Here is a 16,308-nt window from a genome sequence, read left to right on the forward strand (position 1 = left end):
ACAGGATAGGGGAATCAGATGAAGTCAATCATGGCAGGTCTTTTGGCGCTGGCGGTCTCTGTGCCGGCGGCTTTCGCGGGCGAGATCAGCGATCGGGCGGCCGAGGCCGAGAAGCTGCTCCAGTCGGGTGATGGCGCCGGTGCGCTGGAGAAATTCAGCAGCGCCCAGGAAGCGCTCTGGCAAGCGATGCCGCTTGGCGTCCTGAACGTCAAGCAAGTCGACACGGCCTCCGGCTTCGGTATCTACAGCGAGCGCGCCAACCACATCTACAAGCCCGGCGAGAAAATCGTGCTGTACATGGAGCCGGTCGGCTATGGCTACGGCAAGGACGGCCTCGGCAACAGCATGATCGCGCTCTCTGTCGACATCACCGTCGTGTCCGCAGCCGGCGAAACGCTCGGCACAATGGAAAAAGTCGGCCGTGTTCAGATCGCCTCTCGCTCGCACAATCGCGAACTGTTCTTCAAACTCGACCTCTCCCTCGACGGCCTGCCGGCCGGCAAATACCGGTGCAACTTCGTCATGCATGACGAGAATTCGAGCAAGACGGCCCCCTTCAGCACGGATATCGAGATCGCCGGCTGAGGCGATGCCGGGAAAACCACCGATGTCCGATGGAGACGGCACCGGCGGGGACGAAATCCGCGTCGGGCGTAATGTCTTCATCAATCAGAACTGCACTTTCTACGACCTCGGCTGCCTCGACATCGCCGACGCTATCTCCCGGCCTCGGGAACCCAAGCACGACAGCCGCGTTTTTCAACCGGTTTCAATGTGTCCGGCTTGCGAGGCGTTCCCATGCTCAAATGGATCATCATTCTCCTGATCATCGCCGCCGCGGCGAGCCTGCTCGGCATGCCGGCGCTGGCGGGCGCGGCCGCCACTGGCGCGCGCATTCTCATCGGCATCGTGCTCATCATCTTCCTGTTGATCTTGCTTGGGGTCTTTGCGGTGACGTAAGTCCCGCACCTTCGCCGTGAAAGCGGCTGCGCACTGGTAATTCCTGCCCGTTTCCGCCATATAGCGCCGAACGGACATGGAAATTTCGGAGCAATGGCAGGCACGGCCCCTTTCGCCAAGATGAACGGCATCGGCAACGAGATCATCGTTGCCGACATGCGTGGCCGTGCGGATCGGGTGACGGCCGCGGCTGCCATCGCGCTCAACGCCGATGCCTCGACGCGGTTCGACCAGATCATGGCGATCCACGACGCCAGGACGCCGGGCACCGCTTATTTCGTCGACATCCTGAATTCCGACGGGTCGGGCGCGCAGGCCTGCGGCAACGGCATGCGCTGTGTCGTCCAGGCGCTGGCCGCCGAGACCGGCGAGAAGACCTTCACCTTCGAAACCGTGGCCGGGATCTTGAACGCCCGCGAACACGCGGACGGCTCGATCTCGGTCGACATGGGCACGCCGCGCTTCGGCTGGCGCGACATCCCGCTGGCCGAGGAGTTCCGCGACACCCGCATGATCGAATTGCAGGTCGGCCCGATCGACGCGCCGGTGCTGCATTCGCCTTCGGCGGTCTCGATGGGCAACCCGCACGCCATCTTCTGGGTCGACGCCGATGTCTGGACTTATGAACTCGATCGTTTCGGCCCGCTGCTCGAAAACCATCCGATCTTTCCCGAGCGCGCCAACATAACCATCGCGCAGGTGACCTCGCCCGACTCGATGATCATCCGCACCTGGGAGCGTGGCGCCGGGCTCACCAAGGCCTGCGGCTCCGCCTCGTGCGCGGCTGTGGTTGCCGCCGCGCGCACCAGGCGCACGGGCCGCAGCGTCAACCTTTTGACCCCCGGCGGCGGTACGCTGCATGTCGAGTGGCGCGAGGACGACCACGTCATCCTGACCGGCGCGGCCGAGTGGGAATTTTCCGGCAGCTTCGATCCGTCGACCGGACAATGGGCCCGCGACACCGAAAGCGCGGCGTGATGTCCCCCCTTGCCAAGGACGTCGACGTGGCGAAGGAGGCCGGCCGCATCGACGTGGTGACTTTCGGTTGCCGTCTCAACACCTATGAGTCCGAAGTGATGCGGCGCGAGGCCGAAAATGCCGGCCTCGGCGCGCTGGATGGCGGCGCCGTCATCTTCAACACCTGCGCCGTCACCGGCGAAGCGGTGCGCCAGGCCAGGCAGGCGATCCGCAAGACGCGCCGCGACAACCCGGCCGCGCGCATCATCGTCACCGGCTGCGCCGCGCAGACCGAGCCCGAAAAATTCGCCGCCATGGACGAGGTCGATCTCGTGCTGGGCAATGAAGAGAAGCTGAAGGCCAATTCCTATCGCGCGCTGCCCGATTTTGGCGTCAACGATACCGAGAAGGCGCGCGTCAACGACATCTTTTCGGTGCGTGAGACCGCCGGCCACATGGTCGATGCCATCGAGGGCCGGGCCCGTGCGTTCGTGCAGGTGCAGAATGGCTGCGACCATCGCTGCACCTTCTGCATCATCCCCTACGGCCGCGGCAATTCGCGCTCGGTGCCAATGGGCGCCGTGGTCGAGCAGGTCAAGCGGCTGGCGGGCAACGGCTATGCCGAGATCGTGCTGACCGGCGTCGACATGACGTCTTTCGGCGCCGACCTGCCAGGCGCGCCGAAGCTCGGCAAGCTGGTGAAGACCATTCTCAGGCAGGTGTCCGACGTAAAGCGGCTCAGGCTGTCCTCCATCGATTCGATCGAGGCCGACGACGACTTGCTCGATGCGCTCGCCACAGAACCCAGGCTGATGCCGCATCTGCATCTGTCGCTGCAGTCGGGCGACGACATGATCCTGAAGCGCATGAAGCGCCGGCATCTGCGCGATCAGTCGATCCGCTTTTGCGAGGATGTGCGCAAGCTGCGGCCCGGCATTGTCTTCGGCGCCGACATTATCGCGGGTTTCCCGACCGAGACCGAAGCCATGTTCGAGAATTCGCTGGAGATCGTCGACGTGTGCGGCCTGACCCATCTCCACGTCTTCCCATTTTCGCCGCGCGAGGGCACACCCGCCGCGCGCATGCCGCAGCTGCGTCGAGAGCTGGTCAAGCAGCGTGCCGCCCGGCTGCGCGCCGCCGGCGAAGCGGTCTACCAGCGCCATCTGTCCTCGCTCGCCGGCAGCCGTCAGTCAGTCCTGATCGAGCGCGACGGCCTTGGCCGCACCGAAGGGTTCACGCTTGCCGCACTCGGCACCGGCGCGCCGGGAGAGATCGTCGAGGCTGATATAACCGGCCACGACGGGATCAGGCTGATAGCCACTCCCCTTGCCGCCCGCGCCGCCTGAGAACACAAAAGCATGGCTGGTTTTTTCAAGAAGATATTTTCGTTCGGCAAGAAGGAGGTGGTCGAGGAGCGCATCGACGAGACCGCCCCGCTGCCGCCGATCAAATGGGACCAGCTCGACGCGCTGAAGCCGGCGGCCGAGCAGGCCGTGCCGGAGTTTTTGAAGCGCGAGGAGCCTGTGACGGAAGCCGTGCCGGCGACCGTGTCTGCTCCGGTCGAGGCCGCGCCCGGGCCGCAGCCCGAGGAACCCACACCCGAGGAACCCACACCCGAACCTGCGCCGACCATTCCGCCCGCGCCGGAGCCGACGGTTCCGTCAGAACCGGAGCGGCAGCCGGAGCCTGCGCCGGAAGAGAAACCGGCACCCGCGCCCGAGACACCTGAACCGCCCGCGCCCGAAGAGGTCCCGCCGCCGCCGGTTGCTCCCGAGCCCACGCCCGAACCCCAGCCGCAGGAGATCCCGCCGGCGCCATCGGAGCCGGAGATCGTTCCCTCGCGTCCGGAGAGGCGACCGGAACCCGCGCCCGTCGAAGTGCCGACGCCGCCAGTCGAAGTGCCGGCCGAGATACCCGCACCGGTCGAGGTGCCGCCGGCGTCGCCGGTTGAAGTGCCTCCGTCGGCGGCCGCCGTCGGGCAGCCTTCAGAGGCCGGCGCTGCCCCTCATCCGCCTGCCGGCACCTTCTCCCCGTATAGGGACGAGGCGAAGGAAGGGGCTCCAGCACCGTCCTCGCCCGGTTTGCGGGGAGAGCATGAAGGAAAGGGCGGACCTGCCGTCGAAGCGGGGCGCGAAGCGCCACCAGCTGAAATCGCCCCTCCCATTCGCCAGCCTGCACCGGTCGAGACGCAGCCGGTCGTTGCCGAGGTCGCGCCCGAGACTCAATCGGTCCCGCGGCCCACCCCGGAGCCAAGACCCGTTCCCGGCAAGGTGACGGTCGCCAGGAAGGTCGAGCAGAAGGCCGAGCCACAGAAGGCGCCGGAACCGGCGCCGAGGCAATCCTGGTTCCAGCGCATGCGGGACGGGCTAGCCCGGTCCTCGCGCGAACTGACCGGCAACATCGCCGGCGTCTTCACCAAGCGCAAGCTGGACGAGGAGACGCTGCAGGACCTGGAGGACGTGCTGATCCGCGCCGATCTGGGCGTCGAAACGGCGCTGCGCGTCACCGATTCACTGGCCGCCAGCCGCTACGGCAAGGATGTTTCCGATACCGAAGTGCGCGCCGTCATGGCGGCCGAGGTGGAGAAGGTGCTCGCCCCGGTCGCGAAACCACTCGAGCTTGACCTCTCGCACAAGCCGCATGTCATCCTGGTGGTCGGCGTCAACGGCACCGGCAAGACCACGACCATCGGCAAGCTCGCCGCCAAGCTGACCGATGGCGGCCTGTCGGTGATGCTGGCCGCCGGCGACACGTTCCGCGCCGCCGCGATCGAGCAGCTGAAGATCTGGGGCGAGCGCACGAAATCGCCCGTCATTGCTTCCAAGCTCGGCGCCGACGCCGCCGGTCTCGCCTACGATGCCTTCGAGCGGGCAAAGGAAGCCGGCTCCGACGTGCTGATCATCGACACCGCCGGCCGGCTGCAGAACAAGACCGAACTGATGGCGGAGTTGGAAAAGATCGTCCGCGTGCTGGGCAAGCTCGATCCCGAAGCGCCGCACACCGTGCTGCAGACGGTCGACGCCACGACCGGCCAGAACGCGCTCAACCAGGTCGAGATCTTCCGCAATATCGCCGGCGTCAACGGCCTGGTGATGACCAAGCTGGACGGCACGGCGCGGGGCGGTATTCTGGTGGCGATCGCGGCAAAACATAAATTGCCGGTCTATTTCATCGGCGTCGGCGAACAGGTCGACGACCTCGAACCGTTTTCCGCAAGCGAATTCGCCAGGGCGATCGCTGGAGTGGCTTGAACAAGGCACGATGCCGGAAGTGAGGCTTCCGGATTGGATCGTGCGTTAGAAGGAAACCATGAACCCACCCATTCTCGAACGCGATCCGTCCGACCCGCAGAAAGAGAAGAAGGAAGGCATCAATCCCGTGCTCAAGCTGGCGCTGGAGCTCGGGCCGCTGCTCGTCTTCTTCTTCGCCAATGCGCGCGGCGAGTGGCTGACGCAGAAATTGCCCGTGCTGGCTGAATTCGGCGGCCCGATCTTCGTCGCCACAGGCCTGTTCATGGCCGCGACCGCCATCGCGCTGATCGCCTCATGGCTGCTCACCCGCACCTTGCCGATCATGCCGATGGTGTCGGGGGTCGTCGTTTTCATCTTCGGCGCGCTGACGCTTTATCTGCAGGACGATATCTTCATCAAGATGAAGCCGACCATCGTCAACACGCTGTTCGGCGGCGTGCTGCTTGGCGGCCTGTATTTCGGCCGCTCGCTGCTCGGCTATGTCTTCGAGTCCGCATTCAAGCTCGATGCCGAAGGCTGGCGCAAGCTCACCTTCCGCTGGGGCCTGTTCTTCCTGTTCCTGGCCCTCGTCAACGAAGTCGTCTGGCGGAATTTTTCCACCGACGCCTGGGTTACGTTCAAGGTCTGGGGCATCATGCCGATCACGCTTCTTTTCACCTTCAGCCAGATGCCGCTGATCCTGCGCCACTCGCTGGACGACAAGGCCGGCGGCGAAGAGAAAGTCGGCAAATAAGGCTGTAAAGGGGAGAGCCATGGAATTCGTCACCACCCAGGACGAGCTGCGGACGATCTACAAGACGCCGCGCCCGACCGATGGCTCGATCCGCAAGGAATTGAAGGCGCTGGACGCCCATTGCCGCTCCTTCATCGGCAAGAGCCCATTCGTGCTGATCGGCTCGTCCGATGGCGAAGGCAATGCCGACGTGACCCCGAAAGGCGACAAGCCCGGCTTCGCCGCCATTCTCGACGAGAACACCATCGCCATCCCCGACCGGCCCGGCAACAACCGGCTGGATACGCTGGAAAACATCATCCGCAATCCCTCGGTCGGGCTGCTCTTCCTCATACCAGGCATGAACGAGACGCTGCGCGTCAATGGCGATGCCCGCATCACCGTCGATGCCACCTTGCGCGAGCGCCTTGCGGTCGACGGCAAGGAGCCGCAAAGCGTTATCGTGATCGTAGTCAAGGCCGCTTACATGCATTGCGCCAAGGCTTTCATGCGCTCCGATTTGTGGAAGCCCGACAGCTGGCATGATCGCGCCACGCTGCCGACGCTCGGCCAGATCCTGCGCGACCAGTTGGCACTGGCCGATTCGGCCGAGGCGACCGACCGCTGGCTCGACGGCGAGTACAAACAGACGATGTGGTAGGGTTGTCGCCCCCCGATTCGTCTGGACTGGTCCGCCTTGCTCAACCTCATTGCGATATCCGGCAGCCTGCGGGCGGCCTCCACCAATTCGGCCCTAGTCGCGGCACTGGCGCTGAACACGCCAGCGGGCTGTCGCGTCACCGTCTATGACGGGCTTGGCCGGCTGCCGATCTTCAACCCCGACGACGAGGGCGAGCGGACGCCGCGCGAGGCCTCCGATCTGATCGAGGCCGTCACCGGCGCGGACGGTGTCGTCGTCTCCTGTCCCGAATATGCCCATGGCGTGCCTGGCGGGCTGAAGAATGCGCTCGACTGGCTGGTCTCGCGTGACGCCGCCGTGGGCAAGCCGGCGATGCTGGCGCACGCGTCGCCACGCTCTCTCTACGCCCGCGCGGCGCTGGCGGAGATCATGCGCACCATGTCGTTCGCGCTTTGCGAAGAGGCCATGCTCGAGGTTTCGCTCCTCGGCAAGAAGCCGGCGGAGGTTGAAAGTATCCTGCGAGAGCCGGCAAACGTGCGGACAATTTGCGATGGCCTGTCAGCCTTCGCGGCCTTCATCCGCTCGCGCCAAATTTGAGCGGACTCGCGCCAAATTGAGCGGACGCCATCGTGTCGTCGTCCTGGAAGGACCGGAGGCGTCGGCCAATCGCTACAGCCGATAGACGTACATCACAAAGGTCTCCGCCTCGCCATGCGCCTCCTTGCGCCCGCCATAAAGTGCGCGGGCGGGCAGATTGTCCGGCTCGGTGCCGACCCAGGCCTCTTCGCAGCCATGCTCGCGACCGAGCGCGAACATGGCGTCGAGCATTCCGCGCGCGATGCCTTGGCGCTGGAAGGCTGGCGAGACGCCGACCTCGTCGACATAGAGTTCGGGCGCCTTGTCCGGATGGCGGTGCATGACCGCCGCGCATTGGCCGACGACAACGTCCTCGGCCAGGGCCACGATCATGAAATGGCCCGATTGCGCGAGATAGCTTGCCAGGCGATCGGGCCGCACCGGCTCGTCGAACACGTCGTCGGCAATCCGCATCACAAGGGCGTCATCTCCGGGATAAAGCCTTCTGATCTCAATCGCCATTGTGTAAATTCTCCCAAGTCGGCTTACAAACTTTGACGTTTACGTAAATCCCAAAGACACTAACCGATTGAAAATGCAGGGGTCGAAATAATCGTTTGAATTTATCCCGCACCAGAGTTATTGGGTGCGGGAAATTCGCGGTTCCCCGCAGCAGTCCGGCTCTTCCTCGACGCCGTGTTGGCGCGTCACAGACAAAGGGAAATCATCCTCACATGGCACGCAACAAGATAGCGCTTATCGGCTCTGGCATGATCGGCGGCACGCTCGCCCACATGATCGGCCTCAAGGATCTCGGCGACGTGGTCCTGTTCGATATCGCCGAGGGTATCCCGCAAGGCAAGGGGCTCGATATCGCGCAGTCGTCGCCGGTCGATGGTTTCGATTCCCGGCTGACCGGCGTCAACGACTATGCCGGCATCGAGGGCGCCGATGTCTGCATCGTCACCGCCGGCGTGCCGCGCAAGCCGGGCATGAGCCGCGACGACCTGCTGGGCATCAACCTGAAGGTCATGGAGCAGGTCGGCGCAGGGCTGAAGAAGTACGCGCCGAAGGCCTTCGTCATCTGCATTACCAATCCGCTCGACGCCATGGTGTGGGCGCTGCAGAAGTTTTCGGGCTTGCCCAAGACCCATGTCGTCGGCATGGCCGGCGTGCTCGACAGCGCGCGCTTCCGCTACTTCCTGGCCGAGGAATTCAAGGTTTCGGTCGAGGACGTCACCGCCTTCGTGCTCGGCGGCCACGGCGATTCCATGGTGCCGATGATCCGCTATTCCACGGTGTCGGGCATTCCGCTTCCCGACCTGATCAAGATGGGCTGGACCTCGAAGGAAAAGCTCGACCAGATCGTGCAGCGCACCCGTGACGGCGGCGCCGAGATCGTCGGCCTCCTGAAGACCGGCTCGGCCTATTACGCGCCGGCGGCCTCGGCGATCCAGATGGCCGAATCCTATCTCAAGGACAAGAAGCGCGTGCTGCCTTGCGCGGCACACCTCTCCGGCCAGTATGGCGTCAAGGGTACCTATGTCGGCGTGCCCGTGGTGATCGGCGCCGGCGGTGTCGAGCGCGTCATCGAGATCGACCTTAACAAGGCCGAGCAGAAGATGTTCGAGGCATCGGTGGCGACCGTGCAGGGCCTGACCGAGGCCTGCGTCAAGATCGCGCCGCAGCTCGCCTCGAAATAACCCGCCCAAACGTCACCCCGGCAAAACGACCTGGAGATAGTTCCCGATGAACATCCATGAATATCAAGGCAAGGCGCTGCTGAAGAGCTTTGGCGCGCCGGTGGCCGAAGGCGTGCCGGTTTTCAAGGCAAGCGAGGCGGAAGCCGCTGCACAGGCGCTGCCCGGCCCACTCTATGTGGTGAAGAGCCAGATCCATGCCGGCGGCCGCGGCAAAGGCAAATTCAAGGAACTCGGCGCCGACGCCAAGGGCGGTGTGCGGCTGGCGAAGTCCGTCGCCGAGGTGGTCGCCAACGCCAACGAGATGCTCGGCCATACGCTGGTGACCAAGCAGACCGGCCCGGCCGGCAAGCAGGTCAACCGCCTCTATATCGAGGTCGGCGCCGACATCGAGCGTGAGCTCTATCTCTCCATCCTGGTCGACCGCTCGGTCGACCGCATCGCCTTTGTCGTCTCGACCGAGGGCGGCATGGACATCGAGGGCGTCGCGCACGACACGCCGGAAAAGATCATCACCGTCGCCATCGATCCGGAAAAGGGCGTTACGGCTGAGGACGTCAAGGCGCTCAACGATGCGCTGAAGCTCGACGGCGACGCGGCCAGGGATGGCGGCACGCTGTTCCCGATCCTCTACAAGGCCTTCGTCGAGAAGGATATGAGCCTGCTCGAGGTCAACCCGCTGATCGTCATGAAGGATGGGCATCTGCGCGTGCTCGACGCGAAGGTGTCGTTCGACAACAACGCGCTGTTTCGCCACCCAGATGTGCTCGAACTGCGCGACACGTCAGAAGAGGACGAGAAGGAGATCGAGGCGTCGAAATACGACCTCGCCTATGTCGCGCTCGATGGCAATATCGGCTGCATGGTCAACGGCGCCGGCCTTGCCATGGCGACGATGGACATCATCAAGCTCTATGGCGCCGAACCCGCCAACTTCCTCGATGTCGGCGGCGGCGCTTCCAAGGAGAAGGTGACGGCGGCGTTCAAGATCATCACCAGGGATCCGGCGGTCAAGGGCATCCTGATCAATATCTTCGGCGGCATCATGAAGTGCGACATCATCGCCGAGGGTGTGATTGCCGCGGTCAAGGAAGTCGGGCTCAAGGTGCCGCTGGTCGTGCGCCTGGAAGGCACCAATGCCGAGCTTGGCAAGAAGATCATCAACGACAGCGGCCTGAACGTCGTCTCGGCGGACGATCTCGACGACGCGGCCAAGAAGATCGTGGCGGCGGTGAAGGGCTGAGCCGGTGCCTCCACGCAAGATAAACCTGGTCGAGGCGGCGGATCGGACCATCACTGAGGTCTTCGATCCGCATATCGCCGGCGACGTGAATGACAGCCAGGCCAAGGTCGCCAAGTTCGGCGAGGTCTTCGACTGGCATGCGCATGACAATGAAGACGAAGCCTTCCTCGTGCTGCGCGGCAGGATCGCCATCGATTTCCGCGACGGGCCGATCGAGCTCGGCGAGGGCGACTTCATCGTCGTACCGCGCGGCGTCGAGCATCGGCCGCGTTCGCTGACATCAGAGCCGGTGGTGCTGATGTTCGAACCGGCGACGACACTCAACACCGGCAATGCCAAGAGCGATCTGACGGTCGCCCATCTGAAGCGGCTCTGACCGATGAACGCCTCATCCTTCTCTTCGCTCTCGGCCGATCACCAGCTCCTGCAGGCTTTGGTCGGTGCTTGGCGCGGCGAGGAGGAGGTGGCGGATACGCAGTGGGCCGATGGCGGCATGGCGACGAGCGAAGTGACAGCGGAAGCACAGTTCGGCGGTCTGTTCGTGGTGCAGCGCTATAAACAGCGCCGCGATGGCACGGTCTCCTTCGGCGCGCACAATGTATTCGGCTTCGACCAGCAGAACAGCGTCGTCACCATGCACCAGTTCGAATTCGATGGGCTTTGTTCCGTCCTCGCCCGCCACGGGCACATGGAACGGCAGCGAGCTGGTGCTGGAGCGGTCGTCGCCGCGCGGCCTTGCGAGGGTGACGTATGTTTTCGACGACGCCGACACCTACCGCATGCGATTGCATTTCAAACCCGCCGGCAGCGATGGCTGGCAAGACATGGTGAGCGGCGTCTACCGGCGCGTCTCGCCTTCCTCGATCAACGGTTTTTAAAAAGGGCGACCATGTCCATTCTCGTCGACAAGAATACCAAGGTGCTGGTGCAGGGCCTGACCGGCAAGACCGGTACGTTCCACACCGAGCAGGCGCTGGCCTATCACGGGACAAAGATGGTCGGCGGCATCCATCCCAAGAAGGGCGGCGAGACCTGGACGGGCTCGAAAGGCGAGAGCCTGCCGATCTTCGCCACTGTCGCCGAAGGCAAGGAAAAAACAGGCGCCAACGCCTCCGTCATCTACGTGCCGCCGGCGGGCGCCGCGGAAGCCATCATCGAGGCGATCGAGGCGGAGATCCCGCTGATCGTCTGCATCACGGAAGGCATTCCGGTGATGGACATGATCAAGGTCAAGGCGCGGCTCGATCGCTCGGCCTCGCGGCTGATCGGACCGAACTGCCCGGGCGTGCTTACCCCCGACGAATGCAAGATCGGCATCATGCCCGGGAACATCTTCCGCAAGGGCTCGGTCGGCGTTGTTTCGCGCTCGGGAACACTTACCTATGAGGCTGTGTTCCAGACCACCAATGTCGGCCTCGGCCAGACCACCGCCGTCGGCATCGGCGGCGACCCCGTCAAGGGCACCGAGTTCATCGACATGCTCGAGATGTTCCTGGCCGATGATGAGACCAAGTCGATCATCATGATCGGCGAGATCGGCGGTTCGGCCGAGGAAGACGCCGCGCAGTTTCTCAAGGACGAAGCCAAGCGTGGTCGCAAGAAGCCGATGGCCGGCTTCATCGCCGGGCGCACGGCGCCGGCCGGACGCACCATGGGCCATGCGGGCGCGGTCATCTCCGGCGGCAAGGGCGGGGCGGAAGACAAGATCGCGGCGATGGAATCGGCCGGGATAAAAGTTTCGCCGTCGCCGGCGCGGCTGGGCACGACGCTGGTCGAGGCGATCAAGGGTTAAGCCAGTAGTGAGTAGCAGGTAGTCAGTAGTGAAGAAGGGAAGAACGGGTGAGTAGCAACTGAGTGGAAAATTCCATTTTCCACTCACTACCGGCTACTCACCGTTCCCTCGAAAGGAGACGGAGCCAGGCTCCGCTGAAACGACATGGCAAGACAAGATCAGGCCAACGACCAATTTTCGCTCACCTCTTTCCTCTATGGCGGCAATGCCGATTACATCGACGCTCTCTACGCGGCGTATGAGGACGATCCCGCCTCGGTCAATCCCGAGTGGCAGGAGTTCTTCGCCGGACTGAAGGACGATGCCGGCGATGTGCGCAGGAACGCCAAGGGCGCTTCGTGGGCGAAACCATCCTGGCCGCTGCAGGCCAATGGCGAGCTGGTGTCGGCGCTGGACGGCAATTGGGGCATCGTCGAAAAGCACCTGGAAAAGAAGGTCAAGGACAAGGCCGTCACCAACGGTGTCGTGCTGTCCGACGCCGATGTGCACCAGGCGACACGTGATTCCGTGCGCGCCATCATGATGATCCGCGCCTTCCGCATGCGCGGCCATCTGCACGCCAATCTCGATCCGCTCGGCATCAACACGCTCGAGGATTACAACGAACTGTCGCCGGAAAATTACGGCTTCACCGAAGCCGACTACGACCGGCCGATCTTCCTCGACAATGTGCTGGGGCTCGAATTCGGCAGCATCCGGCAGATGCTGGAGATCCTCACCCGCACCTATTGTTCGACGCTCGGCGTCGAGTTCATGCATATTTCCGATCCCGAGGAAAAGGCCTGGATCCAGGCGCGCATCGAGGGCGCCGACAAGGAGATCTCGTTCACCGCCACCGGCAAGAAGGCGATCCTGCAGAAGCTGGTCGAGGCGGAAGGCTTCGAGCAGTTCATCGACGTCAAGTACAAGGGCACCAAGCGCTTCGGTCTCGACGGCGGTGAATCGCTGATCCCGGCGCTGGAGCAGATCGTCAAGCGCGGCGGCCAGCTCGGCATGAAGGAGATCGTGCTCGGCATGGCCCATCGCGGCCGCCTCAATGTGCTTTCCCAGGTGATGGCCAAGCCGCACCGCGCCATCTTCCACGAATTCAAGGGCGGCTCGGCGGCCCCCGACGAGGTCGAGGGCTCGGGCGACGTGAAGTACCATCTCGGTGCCTCGTCGGACCGCGAGTTCGACGGCAACAAGGTTCACCTTTCGCTGACGGCGAACCCTTCGCATCTGGAGATCGTCGATCCCGTGGTGATGGGCAAGGCGCGCGCCAAGCAGGATTCCCTGTTCGGCCGCGGCCGCGAAGAGATCGTTCCGCTGGAAGAGCGGGCCAAGGTGCTGCCCCTCTTGCTGCATGGCGACGCCGCCTTCGCCGGCCAGGGCGTGATCGCCGAGATCCTCGGCCTGTCGGGCCTGCGTGGCCACCGCGTCGCCGGCACGCTGCACTTCATCATCAACAACCAGATCGGCTTCACCACCAATCCGCGCTTCTCGCGCTCATCGCCCTATCCGTCCGATGTCGCCAAGATGATCGAGGCACCGATCTTTCACGTCAATGGCGACGATCCGGAGGCTGTGGTGCACGCCACCAAGGTGGCGATCGAATTCCGCATGAAGTTCCATAAGCCGGTGGTCGTGGACATGTTCTGCTACCGCCGCTTCGGCCACAATGAGGGCGACGAACCGGCCTTCACGCAGCCGCTCATGTACAGCAACATCCGCGCCCACAAGACGACGGTGCAGATCTATGGCGATCGCCTGATCGCCGAAGGGCACATCACCCAGGCCGAGCTCGATCAGATGAAGGCCGACTGGCGCGCGCATCTGGAAGCCGAATGGGAAGTCGGCCAGCACTACAAGCCCAACAAGGCCGACTGGCTCGACGGCGCCTGGTCAGGCCTGCGCACGGCCGACAACCAGGACGAGACAAGGCGCGGCAAGACCGCGGTACCGGTCAAGACGCTGAAGGAAATCGGCAAGAAGCTGACCGAGGTGCCGAAGGGCTTCGAAGCGCACAAGACGATCATCCGCTTCCTCGAAAACCGGCGTCAGGCGATCGAGTCCGGCGAAGGCATCGACTGGTCGACGGCCGAGGCGCTGGCCTTCGGCGCGATCCTGCTCGACGGCAATCCGATCCGGCTGTCCGGACAGGATTCCGAGCGCGGCACCTTCTCGCAGCGCCATTCCGTGCTCTACGACCAGCGCGACGAGACCCGCTACATCCCGCTCAACAATCTGTCGGCGGCGCAGGCCGGCTACGAAGTCATCAACTCGATGCTGTCGGAAGAAGCGGTGCTGGGCTTCGAATATGGCTACAGCCTGGCCGAGCCGAAGGCGCTGACCTTGTGGGAGGCGCAGTTCGGCGACTTCGCCAACGGCGCCCAGGTCGTGTTCGACCAGTTCATCTCGTCGGGCGAACGCAAGTGGCTCAGAATGTCGGGCCTCGTCTGCCTGCTGCCGCATGGCTATGAAGGCCAGGGCCCGGAACATTCTTCCGCCCGGCTGGAGCGCTTCCTGCAGCTTTGCGCCGAAGACAATATGCAAGTCGCCAACTGCACGACGCCGGCCAACTACTTCCACATCTTGCGCCGACAGCTGAAGCGCGACTTCCGCAAGCCGCTGATCCTGATGACGCCGAAGTCGCTGCTGCGCCACAAGCGGGCGGTGTCGACGCTGCCGGAAATCTCGGGCGAAAGCTCGTTCCACCGGCTGCTGTGGGACGACGCCCAGCTGTTGCCCAACCAGGCGATCAAGCTGACCAAGGATTCCAAGATCCGCCGCGTCGTGCTGTGCTCGGGCAAGGTCTATTACGACCTCTATGAAGAGCGCGAGAAGCGCGGCATCAACGACATCTATCTGCTGCGCGTCGAACAGCTCTATCCGTTCCCGGCCAAGGCGCTGATCACCGAGCTGTCACGCTTCCGCAACGCCGAGATGGTGTGGTGCCAGGAGGAGCCCAAGAACATGGGTGCCTGGTCGTTCATCGATCCGTATCTGGAATGGGTGCTGGCGCATATCGACGCCAAACATCAGCGGGTGCGCTACACCGGCCGTCCGGCGGCCGCCTCGCCGGCGACCGGGCTGATGTCGAAGCACCTCGCCCAGCTCGCCGCCTTGCTCGAAGACGCGCTCGGCGAATAAGCAGAACAGAACCGAAAGAACGGACAGGCACAATGGCTACCGAAATCCGCGTTCCCACACTCGGCGAATCCGTCACCGAAGCGACCGTCGGCAAATGGTTCAAGAAGGTCGGCGATGCCATTGCCGCCGACGAACCGCTGGTCGAGCTCGAAACCGACAAGGTGACGATAGAGGTGCCCGCCGCCGCCGCCGGGACGCTCGGTGAAATCACGGTTGGGGAAGGCGAGACGGTCGGCGTCGGCGCCCTGCTCGGGTCGATTTCGGCCGGTGGCGCGGCTGCTCCCGCGACCAAGCCGCAAGCGGTCGCGCAGGCGTCCAGCCCCGACGCGGCATCCACCACCAAGCAGGCCGCGGCCGAGACCGCCAAGGTTGCCGGCGATGCCGGACCGGTCGAGCCGCGCACCATGCCGCCGGCGCCGGCGGCGGCAAAATTGATCGCCGAGAACAATCTGTCGGTCGACCAGCTCTCCGGCTCGGGCAAGCGCGGCCAAGTGCTGAAGGGCGACGTGCTGGATGCCATCTCCAAGGGTGCGCCGTCGCAGCCGGCCGAGACGCCAAAGGCAGCGCCGGCACCGATCGCGGTTCGGGCACCGTCGTCGGGCGAGGATGCATCGCGCGAGGAGCGCGTGCGCATGACCAAGCTGCGCCAGACCATCGCGCGCCGCCTGAAGGAGGCGCAGTCGACCGCCGCCATGCTGACCACCTTCAACGAAGTCGACATGTCGGCGGTGATGGCGCTCAGGACGAAGTACAAGGACGTTTTCGAGAAGAAGCACGGCGTGAAGCTCGGCTTCATGGGCTTCTTCACCAAGGCGGTCACCCACGCGCTGAAGGAAATCCCCTCGGTCAATGCCGAGATCGACGGCACCGACATCATCTTCAAGAACTATGCCCATATCGGTGTCGCGGTCGGCACCGAAAAGGGTCTCGTGGTTCCGGTCGTGCGCGATGCCGACCAGATGTCGATCGCCGAGATCGAGAAGGATATCGGCCGGCTGGGCATCGCAGCGCGCGACGGCAAGCTGTCGGTCGCCGACATGCAAGGCGGCACCTTCACCATCTCCAATGGTGGCGTCTACGGGTCGCTGATGTCGACGCCGATCCTCAATGCGCCGCAGTCGGGCATTCTGGGCATGCACAAGATCCAGGACCGGCCGGTTGTGGTCGGCGGCCAGATCGTGATCCGGCCGATGATGTACCTGGCGCTCAGCTACGATCACCGCATCGTCGACGGCAAGGAAGCCGTGACCTTCCTGGTGCGGGTCAAGGAAAGCCTGGAGGATCCGGAGCGGCTGGTGCTCGATCTGTGAGGCGGTCGGATGGCGGCTTGCGGCAAAGAGCGGCCAAT

Annotated in this window: 15 protein-coding genes and 1 pseudogene; 15 read left to right on the forward strand and 1 reads right to left on the reverse strand. The window is 64.1% G+C overall.

The genetic code is table 11. The features are described from left to right. The first annotated feature begins 18 nt into the window (after positions 1–18). The 8 genes from FJ950_RS20990 to FJ950_RS21030 all read left to right on the forward strand — a co-directional run bounded on the left by FJ950_RS20990 (position 19) and on the right by FJ950_RS21030 (position 7,117). Entirely contained in the window at positions 19–585 is a 567-nt protein-coding gene (locus FJ950_RS20990; RefSeq protein ID WP_140618299.1) for a hypothetical protein, read from the forward strand. Positions 586–798: 213 nt separating this feature from the next. Continuing rightward, a complete protein-coding gene (locus FJ950_RS21000; RefSeq protein ID WP_015315001.1) occupies positions 799–960 on the forward strand; it encodes a DUF1328 family protein in 162 nt (53 codons plus the stop codon). 93 nt (positions 961–1,053) lie between these two features. Then, complete coding sequence (dapF, locus tag FJ950_RS21005) at positions 1,054–1,938, forward strand: diaminopimelate epimerase (protein WP_140618301.1); 885 nt, start codon at positions 1,054–1,056, stop codon at positions 1,936–1,938. Next, entirely contained in the window at positions 1,938–3,263 is a 1,326-nt protein-coding gene (mtaB, locus tag FJ950_RS21010; protein ID WP_140618430.1) for a tRNA (N(6)-L-threonylcarbamoyladenosine(37)-C(2))-methylthiotransferase MtaB, read from the forward strand. Before dapF ends, mtaB begins: the two co-directional genes overlap by 1 nt. Before the next feature lie 12 nt (positions 3,264–3,275). Beyond that, on the forward strand, positions 3,276–5,168 hold the full coding sequence (gene ftsY, locus FJ950_RS21015) for a signal recognition particle-docking protein FtsY (RefSeq protein ID WP_140618303.1): 1,893 nt from the start codon (positions 3,276–3,278) through the stop codon (positions 5,166–5,168). 58 nt (positions 5,169–5,226) lie between these two features. Continuing rightward, a complete protein-coding gene (locus tag FJ950_RS21020; protein WP_015315005.1) occupies positions 5,227–5,901 on the forward strand; it encodes a septation protein A in 675 nt (224 codons plus the stop codon). A gap of 19 nt (positions 5,902–5,920) precedes the next feature. Further along, positions 5,921–6,541: a pyridoxamine 5'-phosphate oxidase family protein gene (locus FJ950_RS21025; protein WP_015315006.1), complete on the forward strand. Its 621-nt coding sequence runs from the start codon at positions 5,921–5,923 to the stop codon at positions 6,539–6,541. A gap of 36 nt (positions 6,542–6,577) precedes the next feature. After that, a complete protein-coding gene (locus FJ950_RS21030) occupies positions 6,578–7,117 on the forward strand; it encodes an NADPH-dependent FMN reductase (RefSeq protein WP_140618305.1) in 540 nt (179 codons plus the stop codon). Between the two features lie 72 nt (positions 7,118–7,189). Here FJ950_RS21030 and FJ950_RS21035 read toward each other — a convergent pair whose 3' ends face one another. Further along, positions 7,190–7,618: a GNAT family N-acetyltransferase gene (locus FJ950_RS21035; protein WP_140618307.1), complete on the reverse strand. Its 429-nt coding sequence runs from the start codon at positions 7,616–7,618 to the stop codon at positions 7,190–7,192. A 212-nt stretch (positions 7,619–7,830) separates the two neighbouring features. Here FJ950_RS21035 and mdh point away from each other — a divergent pair, with 212 nt between their 5' ends. The 7 genes and pseudogenes from mdh to odhB all read left to right on the forward strand — a co-directional run bounded on the left by mdh (position 7,831) and on the right by odhB (position 16,270). Next, positions 7,831–8,799 carry a malate dehydrogenase gene (gene mdh / locus FJ950_RS21040; protein ID WP_015315009.1) on the forward strand — a complete coding sequence of 323 codons (969 nt, stop codon included), beginning with the start codon at positions 7,831–7,833 and terminating at the stop codon, positions 8,797–8,799. 46 nt (positions 8,800–8,845) lie between these two features. Further along, positions 8,846–10,039, forward strand: coding sequence for an ADP-forming succinate--CoA ligase subunit beta (sucC, locus tag FJ950_RS21045; RefSeq protein ID WP_140618309.1), 1,194 nt, complete (start codon positions 8,846–8,848; stop codon positions 10,037–10,039). A 4-nt stretch (positions 10,040–10,043) separates the two neighbouring features. Then, positions 10,044–10,415: a cupin domain-containing protein gene (locus FJ950_RS21050; protein ID WP_140618311.1), complete on the forward strand. Its 372-nt coding sequence runs from the start codon at positions 10,044–10,046 to the stop codon at positions 10,413–10,415. A 3-nt stretch (positions 10,416–10,418) separates the two neighbouring features. After that, a pseudogene (locus tag FJ950_RS21055) lies at positions 10,419–10,917 on the forward strand (DUF1579 family protein). 11 nt (positions 10,918–10,928) lie between these two features. Then, complete coding sequence (gene sucD / locus FJ950_RS21060; RefSeq protein ID WP_023784122.1) at positions 10,929–11,831, forward strand: succinate--CoA ligase subunit alpha; 903 nt, start codon at positions 10,929–10,931, stop codon at positions 11,829–11,831. A gap of 144 nt (positions 11,832–11,975) precedes the next feature. Beyond that, a complete protein-coding gene (locus FJ950_RS21065) occupies positions 11,976–14,960 on the forward strand; it encodes a 2-oxoglutarate dehydrogenase E1 component (protein WP_140618313.1) in 2,985 nt (994 codons plus the stop codon). 32 nt (positions 14,961–14,992) lie between these two features. Further along, the gene (gene odhB / locus FJ950_RS21070) at positions 14,993–16,270 is read left to right on the forward strand and encodes a 2-oxoglutarate dehydrogenase complex dihydrolipoyllysine-residue succinyltransferase (RefSeq protein WP_140618315.1); all 1,278 of its coding nucleotides are present in this window, start codon (positions 14,993–14,995) and stop codon (positions 16,268–16,270) included. The last annotated feature ends 38 nt before the right edge of the window (positions 16,271–16,308 follow it).

This window comes from Mesorhizobium sp. B2-3-14 (assembly GCF_006442175.1).
GTDB lineage: Bacteria > Pseudomonadota > Alphaproteobacteria > Rhizobiales > Rhizobiaceae > Mesorhizobium > Mesorhizobium australicum.

Bases quoted from the DNA above. Each gene is read 5' to 3' on its own strand.
- FJ950_RS21035 (WP_140618307.1), bottom strand. From the start codon at position 7,618: ATGGCGATTGAGATCAGAAGGCTTTATCCCGGAGATGACGCCCTTGTG.
- mdh (WP_015315009.1), top strand. From the start codon at position 7,831: ATGGCACGCAACAAGATAGCGCTTATCGGCTCTGGCATGATCGGCGGC.
- sucC (WP_140618309.1), top strand. From the start codon at position 8,846: ATGAACATCCATGAATATCAAGGCAAGGCGCTGCTGAAGAGCTTTGGC.
- mtaB (WP_140618430.1), top strand. From the start codon at position 1,938: ATGTCCCCCCTTGCCAAGGACGTCGACGTGGCGAAGGAGGCCGGCCGC.
- FJ950_RS21065 (WP_140618313.1), top strand. From the start codon at position 11,976: ATGGCAAGACAAGATCAGGCCAACGACCAATTTTCGCTCACCTCTTTC.
- ftsY (WP_140618303.1), top strand. From the start codon at position 3,276: ATGGCTGGTTTTTTCAAGAAGATATTTTCGTTCGGCAAGAAGGAGGTG.
- FJ950_RS21000 (WP_015315001.1), top strand. From the start codon at position 799: ATGCTCAAATGGATCATCATTCTCCTGATCATCGCCGCCGCGGCGAGC.
- dapF (WP_140618301.1), top strand. From the start codon at position 1,054: ATGGCAGGCACGGCCCCTTTCGCCAAGATGAACGGCATCGGCAACGAG.
- FJ950_RS20990 (WP_140618299.1), top strand. From the start codon at position 19: ATGAAGTCAATCATGGCAGGTCTTTTGGCGCTGGCGGTCTCTGTGCCG.
- FJ950_RS21025 (WP_015315006.1), top strand. From the start codon at position 5,921: ATGGAATTCGTCACCACCCAGGACGAGCTGCGGACGATCTACAAGACG.
- FJ950_RS21020 (WP_015315005.1), top strand. From the start codon at position 5,227: ATGAACCCACCCATTCTCGAACGCGATCCGTCCGACCCGCAGAAAGAG.
- sucD (WP_023784122.1), top strand. From the start codon at position 10,929: ATGTCCATTCTCGTCGACAAGAATACCAAGGTGCTGGTGCAGGGCCTG.
- odhB (WP_140618315.1), top strand. From the start codon at position 14,993: ATGGCTACCGAAATCCGCGTTCCCACACTCGGCGAATCCGTCACCGAA.